We start from the raw sequence: 21,309 nt of genomic DNA, 5'->3' as shown, positions 1-21,309 counted from the left end.
GCCTATCTATGACCCCTGACGAATATTGCCAGGAGAAAGCCGCCAAGAGCGGTTCCAGCTTCTACTACTCTTTCCTGTTCCTGCCGCCCGAACGCCGCCGCGCGATCACCGCGCTGTATGCGTACTGCCGCGAAGTGGACGACGTGGTCGACGAATGCACCGACCCGTCGCTGGCCCGCGTCAAGCTGGCCTGGTGGCGCACGCAGGTCGACCAGATGTTCGACGGCAAGCCGGACCACCCCGTGACGCGGGCGCTGCAGCCGCATCTGGAAAGCTGTTCGATCACCCGCGAGCGCCTGCTGGCCGTCGTCGACGGCATGGAAATGGACCTGGACCAGACCCGCTACCTGGATTGGCCGGGCCTGCGCAAATACTGCTGGCATGCCGCCGGCGTGGTGGGCGAACTGTCCGCCGGCGTCTTCGGCTACAGCGATCCCAAGACGCTGGTCTATGCCGAAAAGCTGGGCCTGGCGTTCCAGATGACCAACATCATCCGGGACGTGGGCGACGACGCGCGCCGCGGCCGCATCTACATCCCGGTCAACGAGATGCAGCAGTTCGAGGTCAAGGCTTCGGACATCCTGAACGGCGAATACTCGGAGCGTTTCAGCGCCCTGATGAAGTTCCAGGCTGACCGCGCCCGCGAGCTCTACCGCGAAGCGATGCGCAATCTGCCTGAAACCGACCGCCGCTCGCAGCGCCCCGGGCTGATGATGGCCGCGATCTACCACGCGTTGCTCGACGAGATCGAGCGCGACAACTGGCAGGTGCTGCACCAGCGCATTTCGCTGACGCCGGTGCGCAAGCTGTGGCTGGCATGGAAGACCTGGGTAGGCGGCGGACGCGGACTGGTCCGCCGGTTGGCACGGTGAAGGCGGCGGTAATCGGCGCCGGTTGGGCGGGGCTGGCGGCAAGCGTCGCCCTGCGTGAAGCCGGCGCCAAGGTCACCGTATTCGAAGCTGGCCACACGCCCGGCGGCCGCGCCCGCCGCGTGTTCCACGGCGATTTCGACGCACCGCTGGACAACGGCCAGCATCTGCTGTCGGGCGCCTACAAGCACACCCTGGCGCTGATGCGCCGGATGGGCCGCAACCCCGATGCCCTGCTGATGCGCAGGCCGTTGCGCCTGGCCTCCCTGGACGGCCGTTTCCGCCTGTCGGCCCCGCACCTGCCCGCCCCGCTGCACATGGCGATCGCGATCCTGCGCGCACGCGGCCTGTCGTGGGCCGACCGCTTCGCGACCTTGCGCCTGATGCGTGGCCTGAAAACCATGTCCTGGATGCCGCCGCGCGACTGGACGGTGCTGCATCTGCTGCACTACCACGCGCAGTCCGACGCGCTGATCCGCCAGGTCTGGGAACCCCTTTGCCTGGCGGCGCTGAACACGCCGGCCGCCTCGGCCAGCGCGGCGCTGTTTGCCCGCGTGCTGCGCGACAGCCTGGCCGGCACCCGCGAAGACAGCGACCTGCTGCTGCCCTGCACCGACTTGTCCGCCCTGTGGCCCGATGCCGCGGCGCGCCAGGTCACGATGCGCTACGGCAGTACCGTGCGCCAGCTGGACCCGTCCGGCGACGGCATCGTCGTCAATCAGGAACGTTTCGACGCCGCCGTGCTGGCGGTGCCGCCCGCATTCGCGGCGCGCTTGCTGGACGCGCCCTTGCGGCAGGCCGGCGCCACGGGGCTGCTCGATGCCCTGAAGGCATTCACCTACCTGCCCATCGCGACGCTGAACCTGCGGCTGGCGGAGCCGTGGCGCCTGCCCGAACCCATGATGATGCTGCGCGAGGAAGCCGCGCGCGGCCACGTCGGGCAATGGCTGTTCGACCGCGCGCAATTGGCGGGCGACACCAAGGCGGGCGAACTGGCCGTGGTGGCCAGCGCCGCCACCAGCATCGCGGAACGCAACCGCCATCAGGTGGTGGAGGCGTTGATCGACCAGGTGGCCGAACAGGCCGCTCGCCATCCCGCGCGCTTGCCCGCCATGCCGGAAGTGACCGCGTCCGAACTGCTGATTGAAAAGCGCGCCACCTTCGCGGCGGTGCCGGGGCTGACGCGCCCGTTGAATTCCACCCCCTGGCCCACGCTGGCGCTGGCCGGCGACTGGACCGACACGGGCTACCCTGGCGTATTGGAAGGCGCGGTGCAAAGCGGCCTGCAGGCCGCTCGCGTGCTGAATCCCCGCGCGGACCTGGACGCAGGCGCCTAGCGCAGCAGATGCGCCGTGGCGATGCCCGCGGCCGTCAGCACCAACGACCCCGCCAGGCTAAGGCCCGCGTAGCCCAACGCGCTGGCGTAGGCGCCGCGTTCAAGCATGCCCACGGTTTCGGCCGAGAAGGTCGAAAACGTGGTCAGGCCGCCCATGAAGCCCGTGATGACGCCCAGGCGCACCCAGGCCGGCCATTCGGGGTGCCCCGCCACCATCGCCAGCGCCAGCCCCACCAGATAGCCGCCCGCAAGATTCACGGCGAACGTGCCCCAAGGCCAGGATTCGACATTCAGCCACAGGCTGACCAGCCAGCGGGTCCAGGCGCCCAGGATGGCACCCAGGCCCACGGCCAGGAAATTCAGGGGGATCAGGGTCTGGTAGGCGGACATGGTCGAGGGGCGGGGTACTGAGGCACGCGGTACTGAGGGACGCGGTACTACGGGGCGCGGTGCTGTTTGAGCCGCAGGGAAAAGATCAGCAGCAGTATGCCAAAGAACACGGCATAGATGCCGATGACCCACACCAGCGCCAAGGCGCCTGCGCCGGGCTGCACGACCAGCATGGCGCCGAACAGGATCGAGACCACGCCGGACAGGCCCAGCAGCCATTCATTGCGGATTTCCTTGCGGAAACGGATGGCCGCGATGACCTGGAACACACCGGCCGCAAGCGCCCAGAACGCGATGATGTAGAGCAGCAGCAAGGCGGTCAGCCCGGGCCACAGAAAGGTCACGATGCCGGCGGCCACGCCCAGCAGGCCAACGATGATCAGCGCCCACAGCGGTTTGCCGTTGTCGCGGATGCGCACGCCCGCGATCAGGGCCAGCACGCCGTCGACCAGCGCGAACGCGCCCCAGACCAGCACCAGCGCCGACAAGGTGATGGCCGGCATGAACAAGGCCATCAATCCGAACAGGATGGCGACGACGCCGCGCAAGGCGACCCACCCCCAATGACGACCAATATCCCCCCATTGCGGTTCCAGCATGACGCACCTCCGGTGTTGGTAACGGGTGGCCCATCTTATCGCCGCTGTACCGTCGGCGCCACGCCTCTGGAATCGGAACCCAGGCCATGCGTCGAAACGGATTGAAATTTCCATCTTCGCCAATCAAGGTGTTTTATAAGAGTAATTCTCATTAAATGTTAGAATCCGCCCCTTCAAATCGAATCCCGCATGGACAGTCAACCCGCTCCGCGGCGCCGGGCCTATTGGCTCAAGACGCTGCATCAATGGCACTGGATCAGCTCGGCGCTATGCCTGCTGGGGATGCTGCTGTTCGCCGTCACCGGCTTGACGCTGAACAACGCGTCGCATATCGAATCCAAAGCCGTGGTGACCAGCCGGCAGGCGCAACTGCCCGAGCCCGTGCTGAAGCAGTTGTCCGCGCCCCCTGGCCAGAAGAAGGCCCCCTTGCCCGCCCCCGTGGCGCAATGGCTGGACGAATCGCTGGATGCCGCCACCGCCGGCAAGACCGCCGAATGGTCAGCCGACGAGGTGTATTTGTCGTTGCCGCGCGCCGGCGGCGACGCCTGGCTGTCCATCGACCTTGCCAGCGGCGACGTGGAATACGAACGCACCGACCGCGGCTGGATCTCGTACCTGAACGATTTGCACAAAGGCCGCAACACCGGCCTGGCCTGGAGCTGGTTCCTGGACATTTTCGCCGTCGCCTGTCTGGTCTTTTCGCTGACCGGGCTGGTGCTGCTGAAGATGCACGCCGGCAACCGCAGCGCGACCTGGCCCATGGTGGGGCTGGGCGTCGTGATCCCGGTGGTCCTGGCCCTGCTCTTCATCCATTGATTCCATCGATCCGCCCCTGGAGAATTCCATGCGCAAACTGCTCTTGCCGGCCCTGTTGGCCGGCCTGATCGCCCGAACGGCCAACGCCGCCGACATCGGCTTGAACATCGAGGTGCCGCGCCTGGACGTGGCCGAGTACCACCGCCCCTACGTGGCGATCTGGATCGAAAACCCCGACCAGAGCGTCGCCACCGACCTGGCCGTCTGGTACGACGTGGCCAAGAAGAACAACGAAGGCACCGAGTGGTTGAAGGACATGCGCCAATGGTGGCGCCGCAGCGGCCGCAACCAGCAGTTCCCGGTGGACGGCGTCAGCGGCGCGACCAAGCCCGTAGGCAAGCATGCGTTGAGCTTCGACGCGGCCAGCAAGCCCTTGTCCAGCCTCAAGCCCGGCCAGTATGCCGTGGTGGTTGAAGCCGCCCGTGAAGTCGGCGGCCGCGAACTGCTGCGCATTCCTTTCCAGTGGCCGCCGCAGAAAGCCGAGCAATTGACGGTGCGCGGCGAACACGAACTGGGCGCCATCGCGCTCGACCTCAAACCCTGATGCCCATCGAATCGCCTTTAAGGAGCGCAACCATGAAATACGCCGCCAAACTGGCCGCCACCCTGGCGCTGTGCCTGCCCTTTGCCTCGCACGCGCATGACATCTGGATCGTGCCGTCCTCCACCGTGCTGTCGGGCACCGACAGCTGGATCACGGTCGACGCGGCCGTGGGCAACGACAAGTTCTATTTCAACCACGCGCCGCTGCGCCTGGACGGCCTGGCCGTCGTCGCGCCGGACGGCAGTGCCGCCGAAGCCGAAAATCTGAACCGCGGCAAGCTGCGCAGCACCTTCGACCTGCAGTTGAAGCAAAGCGGCACCTACCGCGTGGCGGTCGTCAATGACGGCGTGTTCGCCCGCTGGAAGGAAGACGGCAAGAACAAGCGCTACTTTGGCAAGGTGGAAGGCATGGCCCAGGCCGTGCCCGCCAACGCCCAAGAGCTGGAAGTCTCGCAAAGCCTGGGCCGCGTCGAAACCTTCGTGACCGCGGGCAAGCCGACCGCCGTCAAGCCGGTGGGCCGTGGCCTGGAGCTGGCGCCCGTCACGCACCCGAACGACCTGTTCACTGGCGAAGAAGCCACCTTCCAGATGCTTCTGGACGGCAAGCCCGCCGCGGAACTGGAAGTGAACGTGGTGCCCGGCGGCAGCCGCTATCGCGACAAAGTCGGCGAAATCAAGCTGAAGACGGACAAGGACGGCAAGTTCTCGGTGAAATGGGCGCAACCCGGCCTGTACTGGATCGAAGCCGGCATGGAAGACGCCAAGGTGACGGTGCCGCAAGCCAAGAAGCGCCGCTTGTCGTACGCCGGCACGGTTGAAGTGCTGCAGCCTTAAACGGCGGCAGGCGCGTGGCCTCCACTCCTTCCTATGCGCCGCGCGGCGCGGCGGCCCCTGCCGTCCGCGTCGCCTACGGCGCCATGCCGGCCGCGCTGGCGGCGCCGGCTGCACTGGCAGGCAGCACCATGGGCACCACCTGGTCGGCGCGCCTGGCGCTGCCCGCCGGTTGCAGCGACCAGGCGGCGCGGCTGGCGATCCAGGCCGCGCTGGACGAAGTCGTGGCCCAGATGAGCACATGGGAAGCGGATTCCGACATCAGCCTGTTCAACCAGGCCGACCCCGGCTGGCGAGACGTGCCCGACGCGTTCTTCCATGTGCTGCGCCACGCGATGGCGCTGGCGGAAGACACCGCCGGAGCCTATGACCCGACGGTGGGCCCGCTGGTGAACACCTGGGGCTTCGGTCCGCATCAACGCGCCTTTGAACCGCCCTCGCCCGCCGCCATCGATGCGGCGCGCCTGCGTTGCGGCTGGCGGCGCGTGGCGCTGGACGCCACCCGGCAGGCCGCCTATCAGCCGGGCGGCGCGTATCTGGACTTGTCGTCCATCGCCAAGGGCTACGGCGTGGACCGCGCCGCGATGGCGCTGGACGCGCTGGGCATCACGCAATACCTGGTGGAAGTCGGCGGCGAACTGCGCGCGCGCGGCAAACGGCCCGACGGCCAGCTTTGGCGCGTGGCTGTCGAAGTGCCGGACGCCAGCGACGACCACGCGCTGGCCTTGCCGCTGGAAGACGCAAGCATCGCCACGTCTGGCGACTACCGCCGCCACGCCGGCAGCGGCGACGTGCGCTACGCCCACACCATCGACCCGCGCACCGGCCGGCCCGTGCGCAACAACGTGGCTTCGGTTTCCGTGCTGCACCCCCTCTGCATGCAGGCTGACGCGTTGGCCACGGTGTTGACGGTGCTGGGCGAGGCGGACGGTCTGGCCTATGCCCGTCGGCATGACCTGGCGGCCCTTTTCATCCTGCGCGACGCCGGCGCCTATCGCGTCATCGCCACCCCGGCGTTCCAGGCGCGGACATCGCCCCGCTGACCCCATGAGCCTGACCCGGTTGATCGCTGCGGCATGCGTGGTGGGGCTTTGGCTGTTGCTCTGCCTGTGGGCATGGCGCCGCGCCCGGCGGCACGAGGCGCAGCAGGCGCAGGCCCTGCACGCCCTGAACGCGCCCACGCCCGAAGACACGCTGCTGGTCGCCTTCGCGACCCAGACCGGCTACGCCGAAGCGCTGGCCGGACAGACCGCCGACTCCTTGCGCGCCGGCGGCCTGACCGTGCGCGTTGCGGCGCTGGACCAGCTGGACCTGACGCGCTTGTCCGCCTATCGCCGCATCCTGTTCGTGGCCAGCACCTACGGCGAAGGCGACCCGCCCGATGCCGCCGCAGCCTTTGCCGGCCAGATGCAGGCCAGGTCCGTCACTGCCGCCTCCCCCAGCGCCACCACTCGCACAGCGCCGGCGCTGGCCGGCACGCAGTACGCGGTGCTGGCGCTGGGCGACAGCGAATACGCCCGGTTCTGCGGATTCGGCCACCGGCTTGACGACTGGCTGCATGCGCAAGGCGCGACGCCGCTGTTCGATCTTGTCGAAGTGGACAATGGCGACCCGGCCGCGCTGCGCCATTGGCAGCATCACCTGGGCCTGCTGGCCGGCCGCAGCGACCTGCCTGACTGGCAGGCGCCCGTGTACGACACCTGGCGCCTGGCGGACCGCCACTTGATGAACCCCCAGAGCCAGGGCGGCCCTTGCTATCTGCTGACCCTGACCCCGCCTGCGGGCGATATGCCGCAATGGGCGGCGGGCGACATCGCCGAGATCGGGCCCCGGCACGAACGCGGCGGCCCCGTGCAGGCGCACCGGGAATACTCCATTGCGTCCTTGCCGCAAGACGGCGCGATCCAGTTGCTGGTGCGGCAGATGCGCGGCGCCGACGGCGGGTTGGGACTGGGCAGCGGGTGGCTGACCCATATCGCCCAGGCGGGCGACGATATCGAACTGCGCGTGCGCGCAAACCGCAATTTCCACGTGCCGGAAGACGGACGGCCGTTGATCCTGGTGGGCAACGGCACCGGGCTGGCTGGCCTGCGCGCCCTGATCAAAGCCCGGCGCGCCGCCGGCCACCGGCGCAATTGGCTGGTGTTCGGCGAACGCAACGCCGCGCACGACAGCTTCTGCCAGGAGGATATCGACGCCTGGCGGCAGGACGGCACGCTGGAACGCGTGGACGCCGTCTATTCGCGCGACCAGCCCCAGCGCCGGTACGTGCAGCACCTGTTGCGCGAACAGGCCGGCGCGGTGCGGTCCTGGGTGGACGCGGGCGCCGCGATCTATGTCTGCGGCAGCCTGCAAGGCATGGCAGGCGGCGTGGATGCCGCCCTGCAAGACATCCTGGGCGACGACCGGCTGCAAGCCATGCAGCACGGCGGCCGCTACCGCCGCGATGTCTACTGACAGCCCTTACTGCAGCTTGATTTGCGCGCGGTCGATCACCGTCTTCCAGCGGTCGCGTTCGCTGCGGATCTGCTCAGAAAATTCCGCCGGCGTGTTGCCCAGCGGGAACGCGCCCGTCTCTTCCATCTTCGCCGCGGTCGCCGGATCGCGCACGGCCTGGGCAAACGCCTGGGCCAGCTTGTCGCGCACGTCGGCCGGCATTCCGGCCGGCCCCACGACGCCGTACCAGGCGGTCACGTCGTAGTCCTTGTAGCCTTGTTCGGCGAACGTCGGCACGTCGGGCAGGCGCGGGTTGCGTTCGGTGCCCGTGATGGCCAGCGCACGCAGGTGGCCGCTTTTCAGGTATGGCAACGACGACGGGAAGTTGTCGAAGATCACTGGAACCACGCCGCCCACGGTATCGGTCAGCGCGGGCGCCGAGCCCCGGTACGAAATGCTGTTCATCTTGCCGCCGATGATCTGCAGGAACCAGATCATACCCAGGTCGTTCACGCCGCCCGCGCCCGCGTTGGCGTAGCCGTCCTTGTTCGGATTGGCGCGCACGTGGGTCACGAAATCGGCCAGCGTCTGCGCGGAGAACTTGGGATTCACGCTAAGGATATTGGGGCTGGTGACCAGGTTGCTGATGGGCGTGAAGTCCTTCACGGGGTCGTAGGCCAGGTTCGGGAACAGGTGCGGCGCGGTGCCGTGCGTGCTGACGGTGGCCAGGCCCACCGTGTAGCCGTCCGGCTTGGCGCGCGCCGTGGCCGCCATGCCGATGGTGCCCGACGCGCCGGTGCGGTTTTCCACGACGATCTGCTGGCCCAGGATCTCGCCCGCCTTCGCCGCCGCCACGCGGCCGACGATATCGGTGGGGCCGCCGGCCGGGAACGGCACGATCAGCGTGATGGGATGGTCGGGAAAAGCGGCGTGGGCGGCGGGCAGCGCGGCGGCAAGCAGCAGGGCCGCGCAAGTCTTCTGCAACATCATGATGGGGGAGTCTCCTGAAGGATAGTTGCTGTTGTTATTCGGTTTCTTGGCTGCGCGCGGCGGTTTCCCGCCGCAGTATCTTCCCGGGGCGCGCCATGCCATCGGCCGCCGGAAACACCGGCTGGCCGTTGACCAGCACGTGTTCGACGCCGGCGGAGGCCAACGTGGGGAATTCCCAGGTGGCGCGGTCCAAGACCGTGTCCGCATCGAACACCGTGATGTCCGCCCACGCCCCCACGCTGAGCTGGCCGCGCCCGGCCAGGCCGAACACGCGCGCCGGCAGCGCCGTCATCTTGGCGACCGCGGCTTCCAGGGTCAGCAGCTCGGCCTCGCGCACATAGCGACCCAACACGCGCGTGAAGCTGCCCCACAGGCGCGGATGCGGATGCGCGTCATTGGGCAGGCCGTCGGACCCCACCATGCAGCAGTCGTGCAGGAAGATGCGCCGCACTTCGGCCTCGTCCATGGCGAAATAGATGGCGCCCGCCGGGCACAGCCTTTGGGCCGCGGTCGTCTTGTCGCAACCCCAGCGCGCGGCGATGTCGGCCAGCGATTCGCCGCTGCACTCGGGGTGCGGCGTGGACCAGGTGATGCGGATATCGTCGATAGTCTCGGCGCGCTCCGGGATCAGGATGGTGGAGCTGCCCGGATAGGGATAGATGTCCAGCGCCACGTCCACGCCCTCGGCGCGCGCGCGGTCGATGTTGGCCAGCGTGGCGCGGCTTTTGCCCCAGTTGCGCGGCATCATGCACTTGTGGTGCGACAGCACGGTAGCGCAGCCCGTATTGCGGCCCACGGCCAGCACTTCGTCGACGGCGGCCTCGACCTCGTCGCCTTCATTGCGGATATGGCTGGTGTGCAGCGCGCCGTGCGCCGCCGCCACGGTGGCCAGCCCCTCCAGTTCGGCGGATTCCGCCACGCCGCCCGGCTGGTACGCCAGGCCGGTGCTGAACCCCACGGCGCCCGCGGCCAGCGCGTCGGCCAGCATCCGCTGCATGGCCGCCTGCTCGTCCGCGGTGGGCGCGGCCGCCGGGTCGCGCATGGCGGCCAGGCGCAGGTTCGCATGGCCCACCAGCGCCGCCACATTGATCATCGGGCATTGCGCGCGCACTTCGTCGAAGTACGCCCGCATGTCGGTGAACAACGGCGTTTCACCCAGCAAGGCCAAGGCCGCGGCGGTGTTGCCCGGCAATGGCGCGGGCGCGCCGCTGACGCCGCAATTGCCGACCACGACGGACGTGATGCCCTGGCTGGTCTTCCATTCCAGGCCCGGCTTTTCGACGAACATCAGGTCGTCGTGGCCATGCACGTCGATAAAGCCCGGCGCCACGATCTTGCCGCGGGCGTCCAACCGGCGGGCGGCGGCCGCGCCGGACAAGTCGCCGATGGCCGCGATGCGTTCGCCCGCCACGCCGACGTCGGCGCGCCGCCGGGGCGCGCCCAGGCCGTCGATGACCCAGCCGCCTTCAATGATCAGATCCAATGTTTCCTGCCGCATGATCGTCCCGCCTGGATGAAGCCCCTAGTATCGTTCGCGCGATCAATCTGGAAAAATTGTTTTTATTGATCCATCTATCGTCGTTTGAAATGAATCGCCTGCCCAAGCACGTCACCCTGAAGCACCTGACCGCCTTCGTGGCGGTGGCGCAGGAATCCAGCTTCACCCATGCGGCCAAGCGGCTGTTCCAGACGCAATCGTCGGTGACCAGCCTGGTGCGCCAACTAGAGGATGCGTTGGCCACGCAGCTATTCGCGCGCACCAGCCGGCGCGTGCTGCTGACCGCCGCGGGCGAAGAATTCCTGCCCCGCGTGATGCGGCTGCTGGCGGATTTCGACGGCGTGATCGAAGACGTGGTGCGCTACGGGGCGCTTGAGCGCGGGCGCGTGGGCGTGGCCGCCGCGCCATCGGCCATCACGCAGATCATCGCGCCGGCTGCGGCCGGTTTTTCGGCCCAGTATCCCGCCGTGCGCCTGTACCTGAGCGACGACAATTCCGGCCGCATCCAGCGCAAGGTCGCCACGCGCGAGGTGGATTTCGGGCTGACCAGCCGCTGGGCCGACGCGCCGGGGCTGCGCTTCGACCCCGTGCTGGAAGACCGGTTCGGCGTGCTGTACCGCGCCGACGACGACAGCCTGCGGCCGGCACGCGACGGCACCATGCGCTGGTCGGACCTGGCGCAACGCAAGCTGGTGGGCGTGGTGGACGAAACGGGGATCATGGCGCTGCTGCGCGCCCGCGCGGACTTGCCCATCGAGGCGGGCGCGCCATTCTATGAAGCGTCCAGCACCACGTCGCAGGCCGCCTTGGTGAAAGCCGGGCTGGGCGTGGCGCTGCTGCCGGCCCTGGCCGCCGAACGCGTGCTGGAGCCGGGGCTGGCCTACGCGCTGCTGGCGCGGCCGACCGTCGTGCGCACGGTCTGCATCATCCGGCACAAGGAGTATCCGCTTAGCCCGGCCGCGCAGGCGCTGATCCGCGCCATTCACGACTACCTGGCGGATGCGCCGCTGCCGGCCGGCTGCAAGCGCGTGCCGGCCGGAAAAAAAGCGGCGGCCTAGCCGGCGCGCAGTTTCACGTCCAGCGCCGCCAGGCCCGTCGCGAACACGCCCTGGCCCACGGCTTTCGCCACATCGGCGAGCGGCGCGCCTTCCACGCGGAAGTCGGCCCACCATTCGACCAGGGTATGGCCGCTTTCCGTGATCGGGCGCAGGGAAACGCCCGCGACATAGTCGCGCATCGGCAGATCCGTCTCGATGATCGAATAGCGCAGCGCGGTGCCGGGATCATCCAGCATCAGCAACTGTTCGCGCACGAAGCCCGACGGCGCAAGCGTCAGATACCGCACGCTGCCCACCGCGTCATGGCGGCCGCCGTCTTCCAGCCGGCTCTGCGCCACGCCGGGATGCCAGCCCGCCAGTCCGTCGAAATCGCGGAACAGCGGCCAGACTTTATCCAGCGGCGCATGGATGATGGCACTGATGTGGACGGTATGCGGCATGGGACCCTCTTAGAAAGTCAGGTTTTTGAACTCACGCGTCGCTGCGGTCAGCGCTTGTTCAGTAGGCAGGCGCTCCATCGAGCTGGCGCCGTAGAAACCATGGCAATGCTTGCAGGCGCGCAACACGTGCGCGGCGTCGTCTGGCGTGGCGATGGGGCCGCCATGGCACAGCACAATGATATCCGGACGCACGGCCAGCGCCGCTTCGGCGATGCGGTCGATGGCGGCCACGCAGCCGTCCAGCGTCTGCGCGGTCTCGGCGCCGATGGCGCCGCCCGTCGTCAGGCCCATATGCGCGACGATGATGTCCGCGCCGGCATTCGCCATCGCCACCGCGTCGCCTTCGTTGAAAACGTAGGGCGTGGTCAGCATGCCTTTGTCGTGCGCCAGGCGGATCATGTCCACTTCCAGCGCGTAGCCCATGCCGGTCTCTTCCAGGTTGGCGCGGAAGGTGCCGTCGATCAGGCCCACCGTCGGGAAGTTCTGCACGCCAGAAAAGCCCTGGCGCTTCAGGTCGTCCAGGAACACGTCGAAGTCGCAGAACGGATCGGTGCCGTTCACGCCAGCCAAGACCGGGGTCTTCTTCACCACGGGCAGCACTTCGCGGCCCATGTCGACCACGATCTCGTTGGCGTTGCCATAGGCCAGCAGACCCGCCAGCGAGCCCCGGCCCGCCATGCGGTAGCGGCCCGAGTTATAGATCACGATCAGGTCAATGCCGCCCGCCTCTTCGCATTTGGCAGACAAGCCCGTGCCCGCGCCGCCGCCCACGATGGGCGTGCGTGCGCGCACCATGGCGCGAAACTTGTCCAGCAATTCGTTGCGTTCGAAACGGGGCATGGCGGCAATCCTTAATGGGTAGCGATTTCAAGAAAATGGTCGACCGCCGTCTGCGCGAACAGCGGGTCGTTGATGTGGCAGGGCACGCGCACCAGCCGGCGCTGCGGCGTCTGCACCACGTTGGCATCCAGCGCGGCGAACAGGGCTGCGTCGGCCTCGGGGTCCCAGAATGCCTGGCCCGGCGCGTCCAGCGCGGACACGCCGCCCTCGGGGATCAGGAAGCGGACCGGCCCGTCGCATTGGTTCAGCTTGGCGGCGATCCATTCGCCTTGGGCGGCGTTCTCTTCGACGGTGGTGCGCATCAGCGTCACCTGCGGATTGTGGGGATAGAACTTGCGGCCCTGATAGCGTTCGGGAATGGTCTCCATTCCGCCGAAATTCACCATATCCAGCGCGCCGCAGGACCCCACATAGGGTGCGCGAGTGCGGGCCACGGCGCCAAAGCGGTCCTCGGTGCAGGCCAGTACGCCGCCGAACAGGAAATCGCACACTTCGGTGGTGGTCAGGTCCAGCACGCCGCCCAGCAAATGGCTGTCCAGCAGCTTTTCCATCGACTGCCCGCCCGTTCCCGTGGCGTGGAACACCAGGCAGTCGTATCGGGATTCCAGCAGCGGCGTCACCTGCTGCACGCAGGCGGTGGTCACGCCGAACATCGTGATGCCCACGGCGGGCCGCCCGTCGTCTTCGATGGCGACGCCCGCCTGGCGGAATGCGCCGCCGATCGCGCCGGCGGCATTGGCCAGCACGCGGCGGGAAATGCGGTTCAGCCCGGCGACGTCGGTCACCGAATACATCATGGCGATGTCCGAGGGACCGACATAAGGCGCGACATTGCCGGAGGCCATCGTCGACACCATCAGCTTGGGCGTGCCGATGGGCAGCGCGCGCATGGCCGGCGTGATCAACGCCGTGCCGCCGGAACCGCCCAGGCCCAGCAAGGCGCCGATGGCGCGGTTGCCGGCCGCATAGCGTTCAAAGGCCAGCGCCATGGCGGCGATCGCCGTGCCGCGGTCGCCGGTGAATACCGCTTGCGGGCCGCCGGGATGGCTGCGGGCCACTTCCTGCGCCTGTACCTGCGCGGCGCTGGCGGCGCCTGACGTGGACACGTCCACCGATACCACGTCCAGGCCCTCGCGCTTGAGCAGATCTACCACGTATTCCGCTTCGTGGCCCTTGGTGTCGTAGGTGGCGGCGACAAACACCCGCCGGTTCGATTGCGTCATGGCTCCTCCGCGGGCGGCTACACTCGGTGCGCGCCTCGATATGTGAGGCCGCAAGGCCTGTAGAATCAAGAAATGAGACGAAAGAATCATACTGAGACACCTGTCTCACGTCAAACCTCCCGCTCCGCCAAGCCCCCTGCCCCCGCAGGCGGCACTGCGCGGTTGATCGCACCCGCCAGCCGGCAGGCCGCCGCCAGTGGAGAACCGCCGCACGGACCGCGCGCCCGCATGCGCAAGACGCTGCTGGACGCCGCGCAGCACTTGATGGCGCAGGGGATCATTCCGTCCGTCGCCGAGCTGGCCGAACACGCCCAGGTCTCGCGGGCCACCGCCTACCGCTACTTCCCCAGCCAAAGCGCGCTGATCGCCGCCGTGGTGGATGAAAGCCTGGGGCCCATCCTGGCCTGGAACTCCATGTCGACCGACGCCGCCACGCGCGTCGACGAACTGCTGCGCTTCGCCTTTCCCCGGCTGGAGGCCCACGAAGCCCCGTTACGCGCGGCCATCATGGTGTCGCTGCAGCAGCATGCCGAAGCCAGCGCAGGCAAAGCCGGCCTTGAGCCGCGTCTGGTGCGCGGGCATCGCGTCGACATCCTGAAGCGCGCCATCGCGCCGTTGGCCTCGGACCTGACGCCGGCGCAGCAAGACCGCGTCGCGCAGGCGCTGTCGCTGGTGTATGGATCCGAGGTGTTCCTGGTATTGAAGGACATCTGGAAATTGGAGCTGCCGGAGATCACGGACGTGGTGCGCTGGACGGCGCAGGCGATCATCCGGCAAGCCCAGGCCGACGCGGACGACAAACCCTAGCGCCCGCCCATCCCTGCAGAGATGGCTTGCGCGGCGCAGCGCAGCGGGTCCAGGCATTGCTCCACCATCTGGTCCACCGAACGCACGCCCTGGATCCAGACCACGTTCACGCAGCCGTAGACACGCCCTGACGGCGCCACGATCGGCACGGCCAGCGCCTCCAGCCTGTCGTTCTGATCGCGGCGCGGCTTGTCGTAGTCACCGCCAAAGCGCTGATCCCGTAACCCGTATCCCAGCCGACGGGTGCGCTCCAGCATCGCGGCCACCGCACGGCTGTCATGGGCCAGCGCATCGCCCTCGCGGCGGCTGCGGCGCAATGCCGCCAGCACCGATTCGCGCTCTTTTTCCGCGCAAAAAGCCAAATACGCCCGCCCCACCGCCGAGTGGAGCATGTTGATCCGGAACCCGATGTTGTCGCGCCGGATCGTGAAGTAGGACTGGTTGCGATTGGTCTCGCGGACGATCATGGCGCTTGCGCGCCGCACCGCCAAGTCCGACGGCCACAGGACTTCGGCTTGCAGGCGGTCGAGCGCCGGCGCGGCGCACTGGCCCAGCCGGTCCAGCGCCTGGGACTGGCGGCCGCGCGCGTCGGGCGCCCCCGCCGGACAGAAGTAGTCGTCGGCGAGACGCCGCCAAATGAGGCCCCGCGACTGCAATGTGGCGAGGATGCGCAGCAAGGTGGCCTTGGCGAAGCCGGTGCTGACATGCAGTTCATGCAGGCTTGCGCCCTGCGTGGCGCGCACCTCGTCAAGCACGGCCAGGCCACGCGCCAACGCATCGATCGTCTTGACTTTCGGGGCCCACCGGCTCATTGCGCATCCTTATTCCTGCATATTTCCGGATTTCACCTAGTGAAACTCTAGCAGATCGCGCTTGAGTCGCCCAGCACCGCGAAATATCGTTGCAGCCATGGAAAGCCGCAACGGCGGACACATCGGGACAAGGGGCGGGAATGAGCGGACACGCTGTACGCAATGTGCTGTGGATCATGTGCGACCAGCTGCGATGGGACTATCTTTCCTGCTATGGTCACCCGCGGCTGCACACGCCCAACATCGATCGGCTGGCCGCCGAAGGCATGCGCTTCACGAACGCGTTCGTGCAGGGACCGGTCTGCGGGCCTTCGCGCATGTCCTACTACACCGGCCGCTACGTCACCAGCCACGGCGCCGTCTGGAACTTCGTGCCGATGCCGGTCAGCCAATTGACGTTGGGCGACCATCTGCGGCCGCGCGGCGTGCGTGTCGCGGTGGCGGGCAAGACCCATGTCGAGGCGGACATCGCCGGCCTGCGGCGGCTGGGCGTCGACCTGGACAGCCCCGCAGCCCGCCTGGCCATGCAGGGCGGCTTCGAACCCTACGACCGGGACGACGGCATCTGGCCGCCGGGCTTCGCCGACGACTCGCACCAGTACACCGCCTATCTGCGCCAGCGCGGCTACGACGGTCCCAACCCCTGGCACGACCATGCCAATTCCGCCCGAGGATCCGCCGGCGAGATTCTGTCCGGCTGGCAGATGCGATCGGCCGGGCTGCCGGCACGCGTCCGCGAAGAAGATTCCGAAACGCCTTACATGACCCGGCGCGCCATCGCGTTCATGGAGGAAAGCCGAGACACGCCCTGGGTGCTGCACCTGTCCTACATCAAGCCGCATTGGCCTTACGTGGCGCCCGCGCCGTACCACGCGATCTATACGCGGGACGACGTGCTGCCGGTCAAGCAGGACGCCCGTGAATTGCAGTACGCGCACCCCGTGCTGCACGGGTTCCGCCAGGCGGAGGTCAGCAGGAATTTCTCGCGGCGGCAGGTGCGCGATACGGTCGTCCCCACCTACATGGGCCTGATCAAACAGGTGGACGACCAATTGGGCCTGCTGTTGGACTATCTGCGCAACAGCGGCCGCGACCAGGACACCATGATCGTGTTCTGCAGCGACCACGGCGACTACCTGGGCGACCATTTTCTGGGCGAGAAAGAGCTGTTCCATGACTGCGTGGCCAAGGTGCCCCTGATCATTCGCCTGCCGGGCGCCGACGGCGACGCGCGGCGCGGTGCGGTGGAGTCCCGGCTGGTGGAGGCCATCGACGTGGTTCCCACGATCCTCGACGCCTATGGCGCCGACGTCCCCGACCATATCGTCGAGGGACGTTCGCTGATGCCGCTGCTTCACGGCAAGGCGCCCGCCGAATGGCGCAACGCGGTGTTTTCCGAGAACGACTACGCGTTCCGGGATTTCGTGCGCGAACCGCTCGGCCGTCCCGCGGACGGCTGCCACACGATCATGGTGCGCGACCACGACTGGAAGTATGTCCATTTCGACGGGCTGGCGCCGCAACTGTTCAATCTGCGCGCCGATCCGGACGAGTTCGTGGATTTGGGCACGGACCCCGCCCACGCGCCGATCCGTGAGCGCTATCAGGCCGCGCTGTTCGACTGGCTGCGAAAGCGCAAGATCCATCCCACCATCAGCCACCGCGCCATGACGCAGTGGACACGCAAGGAGGAAGAGGCCGGCATCCATATCGGCAGGTGGTAGCAAGCGGCACGCGACACAGCGAAAACAATAGCCCTTCAGGAGACAACCCATGAAACCCCGACTTCTTGCGCTGGCGGCCTGTCTGGCCGCCGGCCCGGCCTCCTGCGCCTTCGCGCAGGACAACTGGCCCAGCCGCCCGATCCGCGTCGTGGTCGCTTTTCCCGCCGGATCGCCCGGCGACACCGCGACCCGCATCGTCGCAGACGCGGTCGGACAAACGCTCAAACAGGCGCTGATCGTCGAAAACCGCCCCGGGGCGGGCGGCAACATCGGCGCGGAAGCGGTCGCCCGTTCGCCCGCCGACGGCTACACCTTTCTGGAAGCGCCGGACACTGTCGTCACGATCAACCCCGCGATCTACCGCTCGTTGACCTTCGCACCCTCCGACCTGACGCCGGTCGTGGCGCTGGCGAACTTCAATCAGATGCTGGTGTGCACGCCCGCATCCGGCCTGCGCACCCTGGACCAGTTGGATGCCGCGGCCAAAAAGGCGCCCGGATCGCTCAGCTATGCCTCCGGGGGCCAAGGCGTTCCCGGCCACCTGGCGATGGAGCTCTACCTGGCCGAGGCCGGCCTCAATGTCCTCCACGTCCCATACAAAGGCCCCTCGCCCGCCGCCCAGGACGTGCTGGCCGGCCAGGTGCCTTGCGGCTACCTGGCCTCACCCGTGGTGGCGCCCTACGTGGCAGCGGGCAAGCTCTACGGGCTGGCGGTATCGGGGTCCACGCGGTCCACCTTGGCCCCGGACGTCCCCACGATGTCGCAAGCCGGCGTCGCGGGATATGACGCCACGTTCCGGGAAATGCTGTTCGCCCCGAAGGGCACGCCAGAGGCCATCGTGCTGCGCATGAACGAAGCCGTGGCGCAGGCGCTGTCCCGGCCCGACGTCAAGCACAAGCTCCAGGCCAACGACCTGGACCCTTTGCCCCAAGCGCCCGGCGATACCGCCCGGCAACTGCACGAGGACGCCGCCAAATGGTCCGCCGTCGTCCGCAAGATCAACCTGCGGGTGGATTGACAGCCCGTCCCACCAAGGAGACACCATGAACACCGCCGCCCCCCCCACCGCCTTCGGTTCGCTCGCGCACTACCGCAAAGGCGCCATCGAGATCACGCACGGCTCTGCCCGCCACTACGTCTTCTCCAACATCTTCGAAGTAGCCTCGCAGTCGGCACCCTACGAGAAAGTCGTGGTGGGAAAGAACCTGGAGTACGTCATCGAAACGCTGCGCATCGAAGGGCAATCTCCCTGGTATGCGTGCAGTCATGACGAGTTCGCCATCTTGATGGACGGCGAGGCTCAGGTCGAATTCCTGGCGTTGGACACACCGCCCAAGCCGGGCGAGGGTACCGTGCTGGCCGGCCCGGCGCCGGCGGGCCGGCCGATGGGGCGCGTCGCGCTGGGCCGCGGACACCAATGCCTGCTGCCCGCTGGCTGCGCCTACCGCTTCACGGCGCATCGACCCGGCGTCTTGCTGATTCAGACCCGCCAGGGCAGCTTGTCGGTCGAAAAGTGGGCCGATATCTGCGCCCGCTGAACACCGCGAATCCACGCCCCTTACCCTCAGGAGAGCCGCCATGGCCATGCTAGACACCTCCCCGCCTTCCCCCGCCTTCGCTGCGGACAAAGTCGTCTCGACCGCCCCCGATGCCGCCACCGGCTACAAGGGCTTCCGCCTGGGCGCCTTCGAATTCATCCGCGACGAATATTTCGCAAAGGTGCACTGGCCCGCCAAAGGCCAGACCCGCACGCACGCCATCCCGGCCGACGCATTCCTGCGCGCGTTGATGCGCGACGTGGCCTGGGGCTTCTTCTACGGCTGGGTGAACTTCGACCAGGTGTTCGGCACGCGCAACCACTACGGCAAAGTGGACGTGTATGCGGGTTCGTTCAACGGGGTCATGAAAGCGGCCGGCGTGGACTACACCGAGACCTTCGACACGCCGACCATCATTGCCACGTTCAAGGCCATGCTGCACGACTGGACCAACGCAGGCTTCGACCCTTTCGCGGCGCCCGAAGAAACGGGGTCGGCCTATGGCCGCAAGCACGGCGACAACGCCGCCGCGATCGAACGGTCACGGATCGCCACGCGGCGCATGCCTGGCCTGCCTGACGATTCCCCGCTGCGCAACGACCTGCCCGTGAACCGCGCTTTCGCGGACGTCGCCCAGGACGAACCGCAGGTCCTGCCCGAACCGGGCTACGAAGGGCAGCTTCACGCCTTCAACCTGTTCAAATACCTGTCCCGTTCCGACGTGACCTGGAACCCGTCGGTCACCTCCGTCTGCGGCGCAAGCCTGTTCTGCCCCACTACGGAGGAATTCATCCTGCCGGTTTTCCACGGCAACGACCGGGTGGAATGGTTTCTGCAGCTTTCCGATGAAATCGTCTGGGACGTGGCCGACAAGGACACCGGCGCGCCACGCGCGCGCATCACGATGCGGGCGGGAGACATCTGCGCCATGCCCGCCGATATCCGGCATCAGGGTTATTCGACCAAGCGGTCCATGCTGCTGGTCTGGGAGAACGCCACGCCCGACCTGCCGGGGCGCTACGAAAGCGGCGAGCTCCCGCCCTATCCGGTGGCGTTCTGAGCGTCCCGTTTCCTTCCCTCTCTCAGCGAACCTCAGCCATGCAGAACCAACTTTTTATCGGCGGCCGCTTTACCAATGCGGCAGCCGGCGGCACCATCGATGTCCTGAACCCCCATGACGGCGGGCTCATCACCGCCATCGCCGCCGCCGACGCGGCGGATGTAGACCTGGCGGTGCAGGCCGCGCAGCGCGCCTTTCCCGCCTGGTCACGCATGGCGGCGGCCGACCGCGGCCGGCTGCTGCTGAAACTGGCCGATCTGATCGACGCCAATGCGGAAGAACTGGCGCAGCTGGAAACATTGGATACCGGGCATCCCATCCGCGACACGCGCGGGCTGGACGTGCCCCGCACCGCCGCCTGCTTCCGCTACTTCGGCGGCATGGCCGACAAGCTGCTGGGCAGCGTCGTGCCGGTCGAGGCCGGCTTCCTGAACTACGTCCGGCGTGCCCCCATCGGCGTGGTGGGGCAGATCGTGCCCTGGAACTTCCCGCTGATGTTCACCAGCTGGAAGCTGGGCCCCGCCCTCGCCGCCGGCAACACCGTGGTGCTCAAGCCGTCCGAGCTGACGCCCTTGTCGACGCTGCGCATCGCGGAGCTGATCGCCGCCGCGGGCTTTCCCGACGGCGTCGTGAACGTGGTGCCGGGCTATGGCCATACGGCGGGCCAGCGGCTGGCGGAACACCCGGAGGTAGGGAAGATCGCGTTCACCGGTTCGACCGCCACCGGCCGCCGCATCGTCGAAGCCTCCAAGGGCAACCTCAAGCGCGTGCAGCTGGAGCTGGGCGGCAAAGGCGCGAACATCGTGTTCGAAGACGCCGATCTGGATGCCGCCATCAATGGCGCGGCGTGGGCCATCTTCCACAACCAGGGCCAGGCCTGCATCGCCGGGTCCCGGTTGATGCTGCATGACAAGATCGCCGATGCGTTCCTTGAACGCTTCACCGCGCTGGCCGCGTCCATCCGGCTGGGCGACCCACGCCTGCCCGACACCGAGATGGGGCCGCTGACCTCTGCCCAGCACCGCGACAAAGTCCTGTCGTACACGCAGATCGCCCGCGACCAGGGCGCCCGCGTGCTGACTGGCGGCCATGCGCCGGGCGGGGAGCTGTCCACCGGCTACTACGTCGCGCCGACGATCGTGGAAGCCAAGCCCGGGGACCGCGTGGCGCAAGAGGAAGTCTTCGGGCCCTTCGTCACCGTGCTGCGCTTCGGCGATGACGAGGAAGCCCTGTCCATCGCCAACGCGACGGACTACGGGTTGGGTAGCGGACTATGGACACGCGACCTTGCCCGCGCCCACAAGATGGCCGGCGCCATCCAGGCGGGCATGTGCTGGGTCAACTGCTACAAGCGGGTCAACCCGGGCAGCCCGTTCGGCGGCGTGGGCCAGTCCGGCTATGGACGCGAAATGGGCTTCGAAGCGATGCACGACTATACCGAGGCACGCTCGGTCTGGGTTAATGTCGATGCAACTGTCCCGGCGCATTTCAAGCGCTAA

Annotated in this window: 22 protein-coding genes; 14 read left to right on the top strand and 8 right to left on the bottom strand. The window is 67.7% G+C overall.

The features are described from left to right. Positions 1-8: 8 nt before the first annotated feature. Positions 9-872: a presqualene diphosphate synthase HpnD gene (gene hpnD, locus A9973_RS17285; RefSeq protein ID WP_183014951.1), complete on the top strand. Its 864-nt coding sequence runs from the start codon at positions 9-11 to the stop codon at positions 870-872. After that, complete coding sequence (gene hpnE, locus A9973_RS17280; protein WP_183014950.1) at positions 869-2,206, top strand: hydroxysqualene dehydroxylase HpnE; 1,338 nt, start codon at positions 869-871, stop codon at positions 2,204-2,206. The genes hpnD and hpnE overlap by 4 nt, the downstream gene beginning before the upstream one ends. Here the strand turns inward: hpnE and crcB are convergent. Continuing rightward, positions 2,203-2,595, bottom strand: a complete 393-nt coding sequence (crcB, locus tag A9973_RS17275; protein WP_183014949.1) for a fluoride efflux transporter CrcB — start codon at positions 2,593-2,595, stop codon at positions 2,203-2,205. The genes hpnE and crcB overlap by 4 nt on opposite strands. 47 nt (positions 2,596-2,642) lie before the next feature. Continuing rightward, on the bottom strand, positions 2,643-3,194 hold the full coding sequence (locus A9973_RS17270) for an HdeD family acid-resistance protein (protein ID WP_183014948.1): 552 nt from the start codon (positions 3,192-3,194) through the stop codon (positions 2,643-2,645). Between the two features lie 189 nt (positions 3,195-3,383). On the opposite strand from A9973_RS17270, the gene A9973_RS17265 reads away from it, so the two are divergent. Genes A9973_RS17265 through A9973_RS17245 form a run of 5 tightly spaced genes read left to right on the top strand, consistent with a single transcriptional unit; the run spans position 3,384 to position 7,841 of the window. Beyond that, complete coding sequence (locus A9973_RS17265; RefSeq protein WP_183014947.1) at positions 3,384-4,010, top strand: PepSY-associated TM helix domain-containing protein; 627 nt, start codon at positions 3,384-3,386, stop codon at positions 4,008-4,010. Positions 4,011-4,038: 28 nt separating this feature from the next. Continuing rightward, entirely contained in the window at positions 4,039-4,554 is a 516-nt protein-coding gene (locus A9973_RS17260) for a DUF2271 domain-containing protein (RefSeq protein WP_183014946.1), read from the top strand. Positions 4,555-4,586: 32 nt separating this feature from the next. Beyond that, the gene (locus A9973_RS17255) at positions 4,587-5,387 is read left to right on the top strand and encodes a DUF4198 domain-containing protein (RefSeq protein WP_183014945.1); all 801 of its coding nucleotides are present in this window, start codon (positions 4,587-4,589) and stop codon (positions 5,385-5,387) included. Between the two features lie 14 nt (positions 5,388-5,401). Further along, entirely contained in the window at positions 5,402-6,427 is a 1,026-nt protein-coding gene (locus A9973_RS17250; RefSeq protein WP_183014944.1) for an FAD:protein FMN transferase, read from the top strand. A 4-nt stretch (positions 6,428-6,431) separates the two neighbouring features. Continuing rightward, a complete protein-coding gene (locus A9973_RS17245; RefSeq protein ID WP_183014943.1) occupies positions 6,432-7,841 on the top strand; it encodes a sulfite reductase subunit alpha in 1,410 nt (469 codons plus the stop codon). 6 nt (positions 7,842-7,847) lie between these two features. On the opposite strand, the gene A9973_RS17240 is transcribed toward A9973_RS17245, so the two are convergent. Beyond that, the gene (locus A9973_RS17240) at positions 7,848-8,807 is read right to left on the bottom strand and encodes a tripartite tricarboxylate transporter substrate binding protein BugE (RefSeq protein WP_183014976.1); all 960 of its coding nucleotides are present in this window, start codon (positions 8,805-8,807) and stop codon (positions 7,848-7,850) included. Between the two features lie 37 nt (positions 8,808-8,844). Next, on the bottom strand, positions 8,845-10,308 hold the full coding sequence (locus A9973_RS17235) for an N-acyl-D-glutamate deacylase (RefSeq protein ID WP_183014942.1): 1,464 nt from the start codon (positions 10,306-10,308) through the stop codon (positions 8,845-8,847). Between the two features lie 89 nt (positions 10,309-10,397). Here A9973_RS17235 and A9973_RS17230 point away from each other — a divergent pair, with 89 nt between their 5' ends. Continuing rightward, the gene (locus A9973_RS17230) at positions 10,398-11,366 is read left to right on the top strand and encodes a LysR family transcriptional regulator (RefSeq protein ID WP_183014941.1); all 969 of its coding nucleotides are present in this window, start codon (positions 10,398-10,400) and stop codon (positions 11,364-11,366) included. Here the strand turns inward: A9973_RS17230 and A9973_RS17225 are convergent. Genes A9973_RS17225 through A9973_RS17215 form a run of 3 tightly spaced genes read right to left on the bottom strand, consistent with a single transcriptional unit; the run spans position 11,363 to position 13,869 of the window. Beyond that, positions 11,363-11,806 (bottom strand): SRPBCC family protein, encoded by a 444-nt coding sequence (locus A9973_RS17225; protein WP_183014940.1) that lies wholly within the window; start codon positions 11,804-11,806, stop codon positions 11,363-11,365. The two genes, A9973_RS17230 and A9973_RS17225, sit on opposite strands and share 4 nt — an antisense overlap. Before the next feature lie 9 nt (positions 11,807-11,815). Further along, a complete protein-coding gene (locus A9973_RS17220) occupies positions 11,816-12,646 on the bottom strand; it encodes a phosphoenolpyruvate hydrolase family protein (protein ID WP_183014939.1) in 831 nt (276 codons plus the stop codon). An 11-nt stretch (positions 12,647-12,657) separates the two neighbouring features. Next, on the bottom strand, positions 12,658-13,869 hold the full coding sequence (locus tag A9973_RS17215) for a Tm-1-like ATP-binding domain-containing protein (RefSeq protein ID WP_183014938.1): 1,212 nt from the start codon (positions 13,867-13,869) through the stop codon (positions 12,658-12,660). A gap of 162 nt (positions 13,870-14,031) precedes the next feature. Between A9973_RS17215 and A9973_RS17210 the strand changes: the two genes are divergently transcribed. Then, complete coding sequence (locus A9973_RS17210) at positions 14,032-14,676, top strand: TetR/AcrR family transcriptional regulator (protein WP_183014937.1); 645 nt, start codon at positions 14,032-14,034, stop codon at positions 14,674-14,676. Here A9973_RS17210 and A9973_RS17205 read toward each other — a convergent pair. After that, entirely contained in the window at positions 14,673-15,488 is an 816-nt protein-coding gene (locus A9973_RS17205) for an IclR family transcriptional regulator C-terminal domain-containing protein (RefSeq protein WP_183014936.1), read from the bottom strand. The genes A9973_RS17210 and A9973_RS17205 overlap by 4 nt on opposite strands. Positions 15,489-15,628: 140 nt before the next feature. On the opposite strand from A9973_RS17205, the gene A9973_RS17200 reads away from it, so the two are divergent. The 5 genes from A9973_RS17200 to A9973_RS17180 are packed head-to-tail and all read left to right on the top strand — an operon-like array spanning position 15,629 to position 21,309. Then, positions 15,629-17,212 (top strand): sulfatase-like hydrolase/transferase, encoded by a 1,584-nt coding sequence (locus A9973_RS17200; RefSeq protein WP_183014935.1) that lies wholly within the window; start codon positions 15,629-15,631, stop codon positions 17,210-17,212. A 49-nt stretch (positions 17,213-17,261) separates the two neighbouring features. Next, complete coding sequence (locus A9973_RS17195) at positions 17,262-18,230, top strand: tripartite tricarboxylate transporter substrate binding protein (protein ID WP_183014934.1); 969 nt, start codon at positions 17,262-17,264, stop codon at positions 18,228-18,230. 25 nt (positions 18,231-18,255) lie between these two features. Then, on the top strand, positions 18,256-18,750 hold the full coding sequence (locus A9973_RS17190; protein WP_183014933.1) for a hydroxyquinol 1,2-dioxygenase: 495 nt from the start codon (positions 18,256-18,258) through the stop codon (positions 18,748-18,750). A gap of 40 nt (positions 18,751-18,790) precedes the next feature. Continuing rightward, entirely contained in the window at positions 18,791-19,810 is a 1,020-nt protein-coding gene (locus tag A9973_RS17185; RefSeq protein WP_183014932.1) for a hydroxyquinol 1,2-dioxygenase, read from the top strand. A gap of 38 nt (positions 19,811-19,848) precedes the next feature. Next, on the top strand, positions 19,849-21,309 hold the full coding sequence (locus tag A9973_RS17180) for an aldehyde dehydrogenase family protein (protein WP_183014931.1): 1,461 nt from the start codon (positions 19,849-19,851) through the stop codon (positions 21,307-21,309).

This window comes from Achromobacter sp. UMC46 (genome assembly GCF_014170335.1).
GTDB lineage: Bacteria > Pseudomonadota > Gammaproteobacteria > Burkholderiales > Burkholderiaceae_B > Achromobacter.
Note: the sequence above shows the minus strand (reverse complement) of the source record. Positions and strands in the feature narration are given on the sequence as shown.

Coding starts and splice junctions, on each gene's coding strand:
- hpnD (WP_183014951.1), top strand. CDS start 9: ATGACCCCTGACGAATATTGCCAGGAGAAAGCCGCCAAGAGCGGTTCC.
- crcB (WP_183014949.1), bottom strand. CDS start 2,595: ATGTCCGCCTACCAGACCCTGATCCCCCTGAATTTCCTGGCCGTGGGC.
- A9973_RS17270 (WP_183014948.1), bottom strand. CDS start 3,194: ATGCTGGAACCGCAATGGGGGGATATTGGTCGTCATTGGGGGTGGGTC.
- A9973_RS17265 (WP_183014947.1), top strand. CDS start 3,384: ATGGACAGTCAACCCGCTCCGCGGCGCCGGGCCTATTGGCTCAAGACG.
- A9973_RS17260 (WP_183014946.1), top strand. CDS start 4,039: ATGCGCAAACTGCTCTTGCCGGCCCTGTTGGCCGGCCTGATCGCCCGA.
- A9973_RS17255 (WP_183014945.1), top strand. CDS start 4,587: ATGAAATACGCCGCCAAACTGGCCGCCACCCTGGCGCTGTGCCTGCCC.
- A9973_RS17245 (WP_183014943.1), top strand. CDS start 6,432: ATGAGCCTGACCCGGTTGATCGCTGCGGCATGCGTGGTGGGGCTTTGG.
- A9973_RS17240 (WP_183014976.1), bottom strand. CDS start 8,807: ATGTTGCAGAAGACTTGCGCGGCCCTGCTGCTTGCCGCCGCGCTGCCC.
- A9973_RS17235 (WP_183014942.1), bottom strand. CDS start 10,308: ATGCGGCAGGAAACATTGGATCTGATCATTGAAGGCGGCTGGGTCATC.
- A9973_RS17230 (WP_183014941.1), top strand. CDS start 10,398: ATGAATCGCCTGCCCAAGCACGTCACCCTGAAGCACCTGACCGCCTTC.
- A9973_RS17225 (WP_183014940.1), bottom strand. CDS start 11,806: ATGCCGCATACCGTCCACATCAGTGCCATCATCCATGCGCCGCTGGAT.
- A9973_RS17220 (WP_183014939.1), bottom strand. CDS start 12,646: ATGCCCCGTTTCGAACGCAACGAATTGCTGGACAAGTTTCGCGCCATG.
- A9973_RS17215 (WP_183014938.1), bottom strand. CDS start 13,869: ATGACGCAATCGAACCGGCGGGTGTTTGTCGCCGCCACCTACGACACC.
- A9973_RS17205 (WP_183014936.1), bottom strand. CDS start 15,488: ATGAGCCGGTGGGCCCCGAAAGTCAAGACGATCGATGCGTTGGCGCGT.
- A9973_RS17200 (WP_183014935.1), top strand. CDS start 15,629: ATGAGCGGACACGCTGTACGCAATGTGCTGTGGATCATGTGCGACCAG.
- A9973_RS17195 (WP_183014934.1), top strand. CDS start 17,262: ATGAAACCCCGACTTCTTGCGCTGGCGGCCTGTCTGGCCGCCGGCCCG.
- A9973_RS17190 (WP_183014933.1), top strand. CDS start 18,256: ATGAACACCGCCGCCCCCCCCACCGCCTTCGGTTCGCTCGCGCACTAC.
- A9973_RS17185 (WP_183014932.1), top strand. CDS start 18,791: ATGGCCATGCTAGACACCTCCCCGCCTTCCCCCGCCTTCGCTGCGGAC.
- A9973_RS17180 (WP_183014931.1), top strand. CDS start 19,849: ATGCAGAACCAACTTTTTATCGGCGGCCGCTTTACCAATGCGGCAGCC.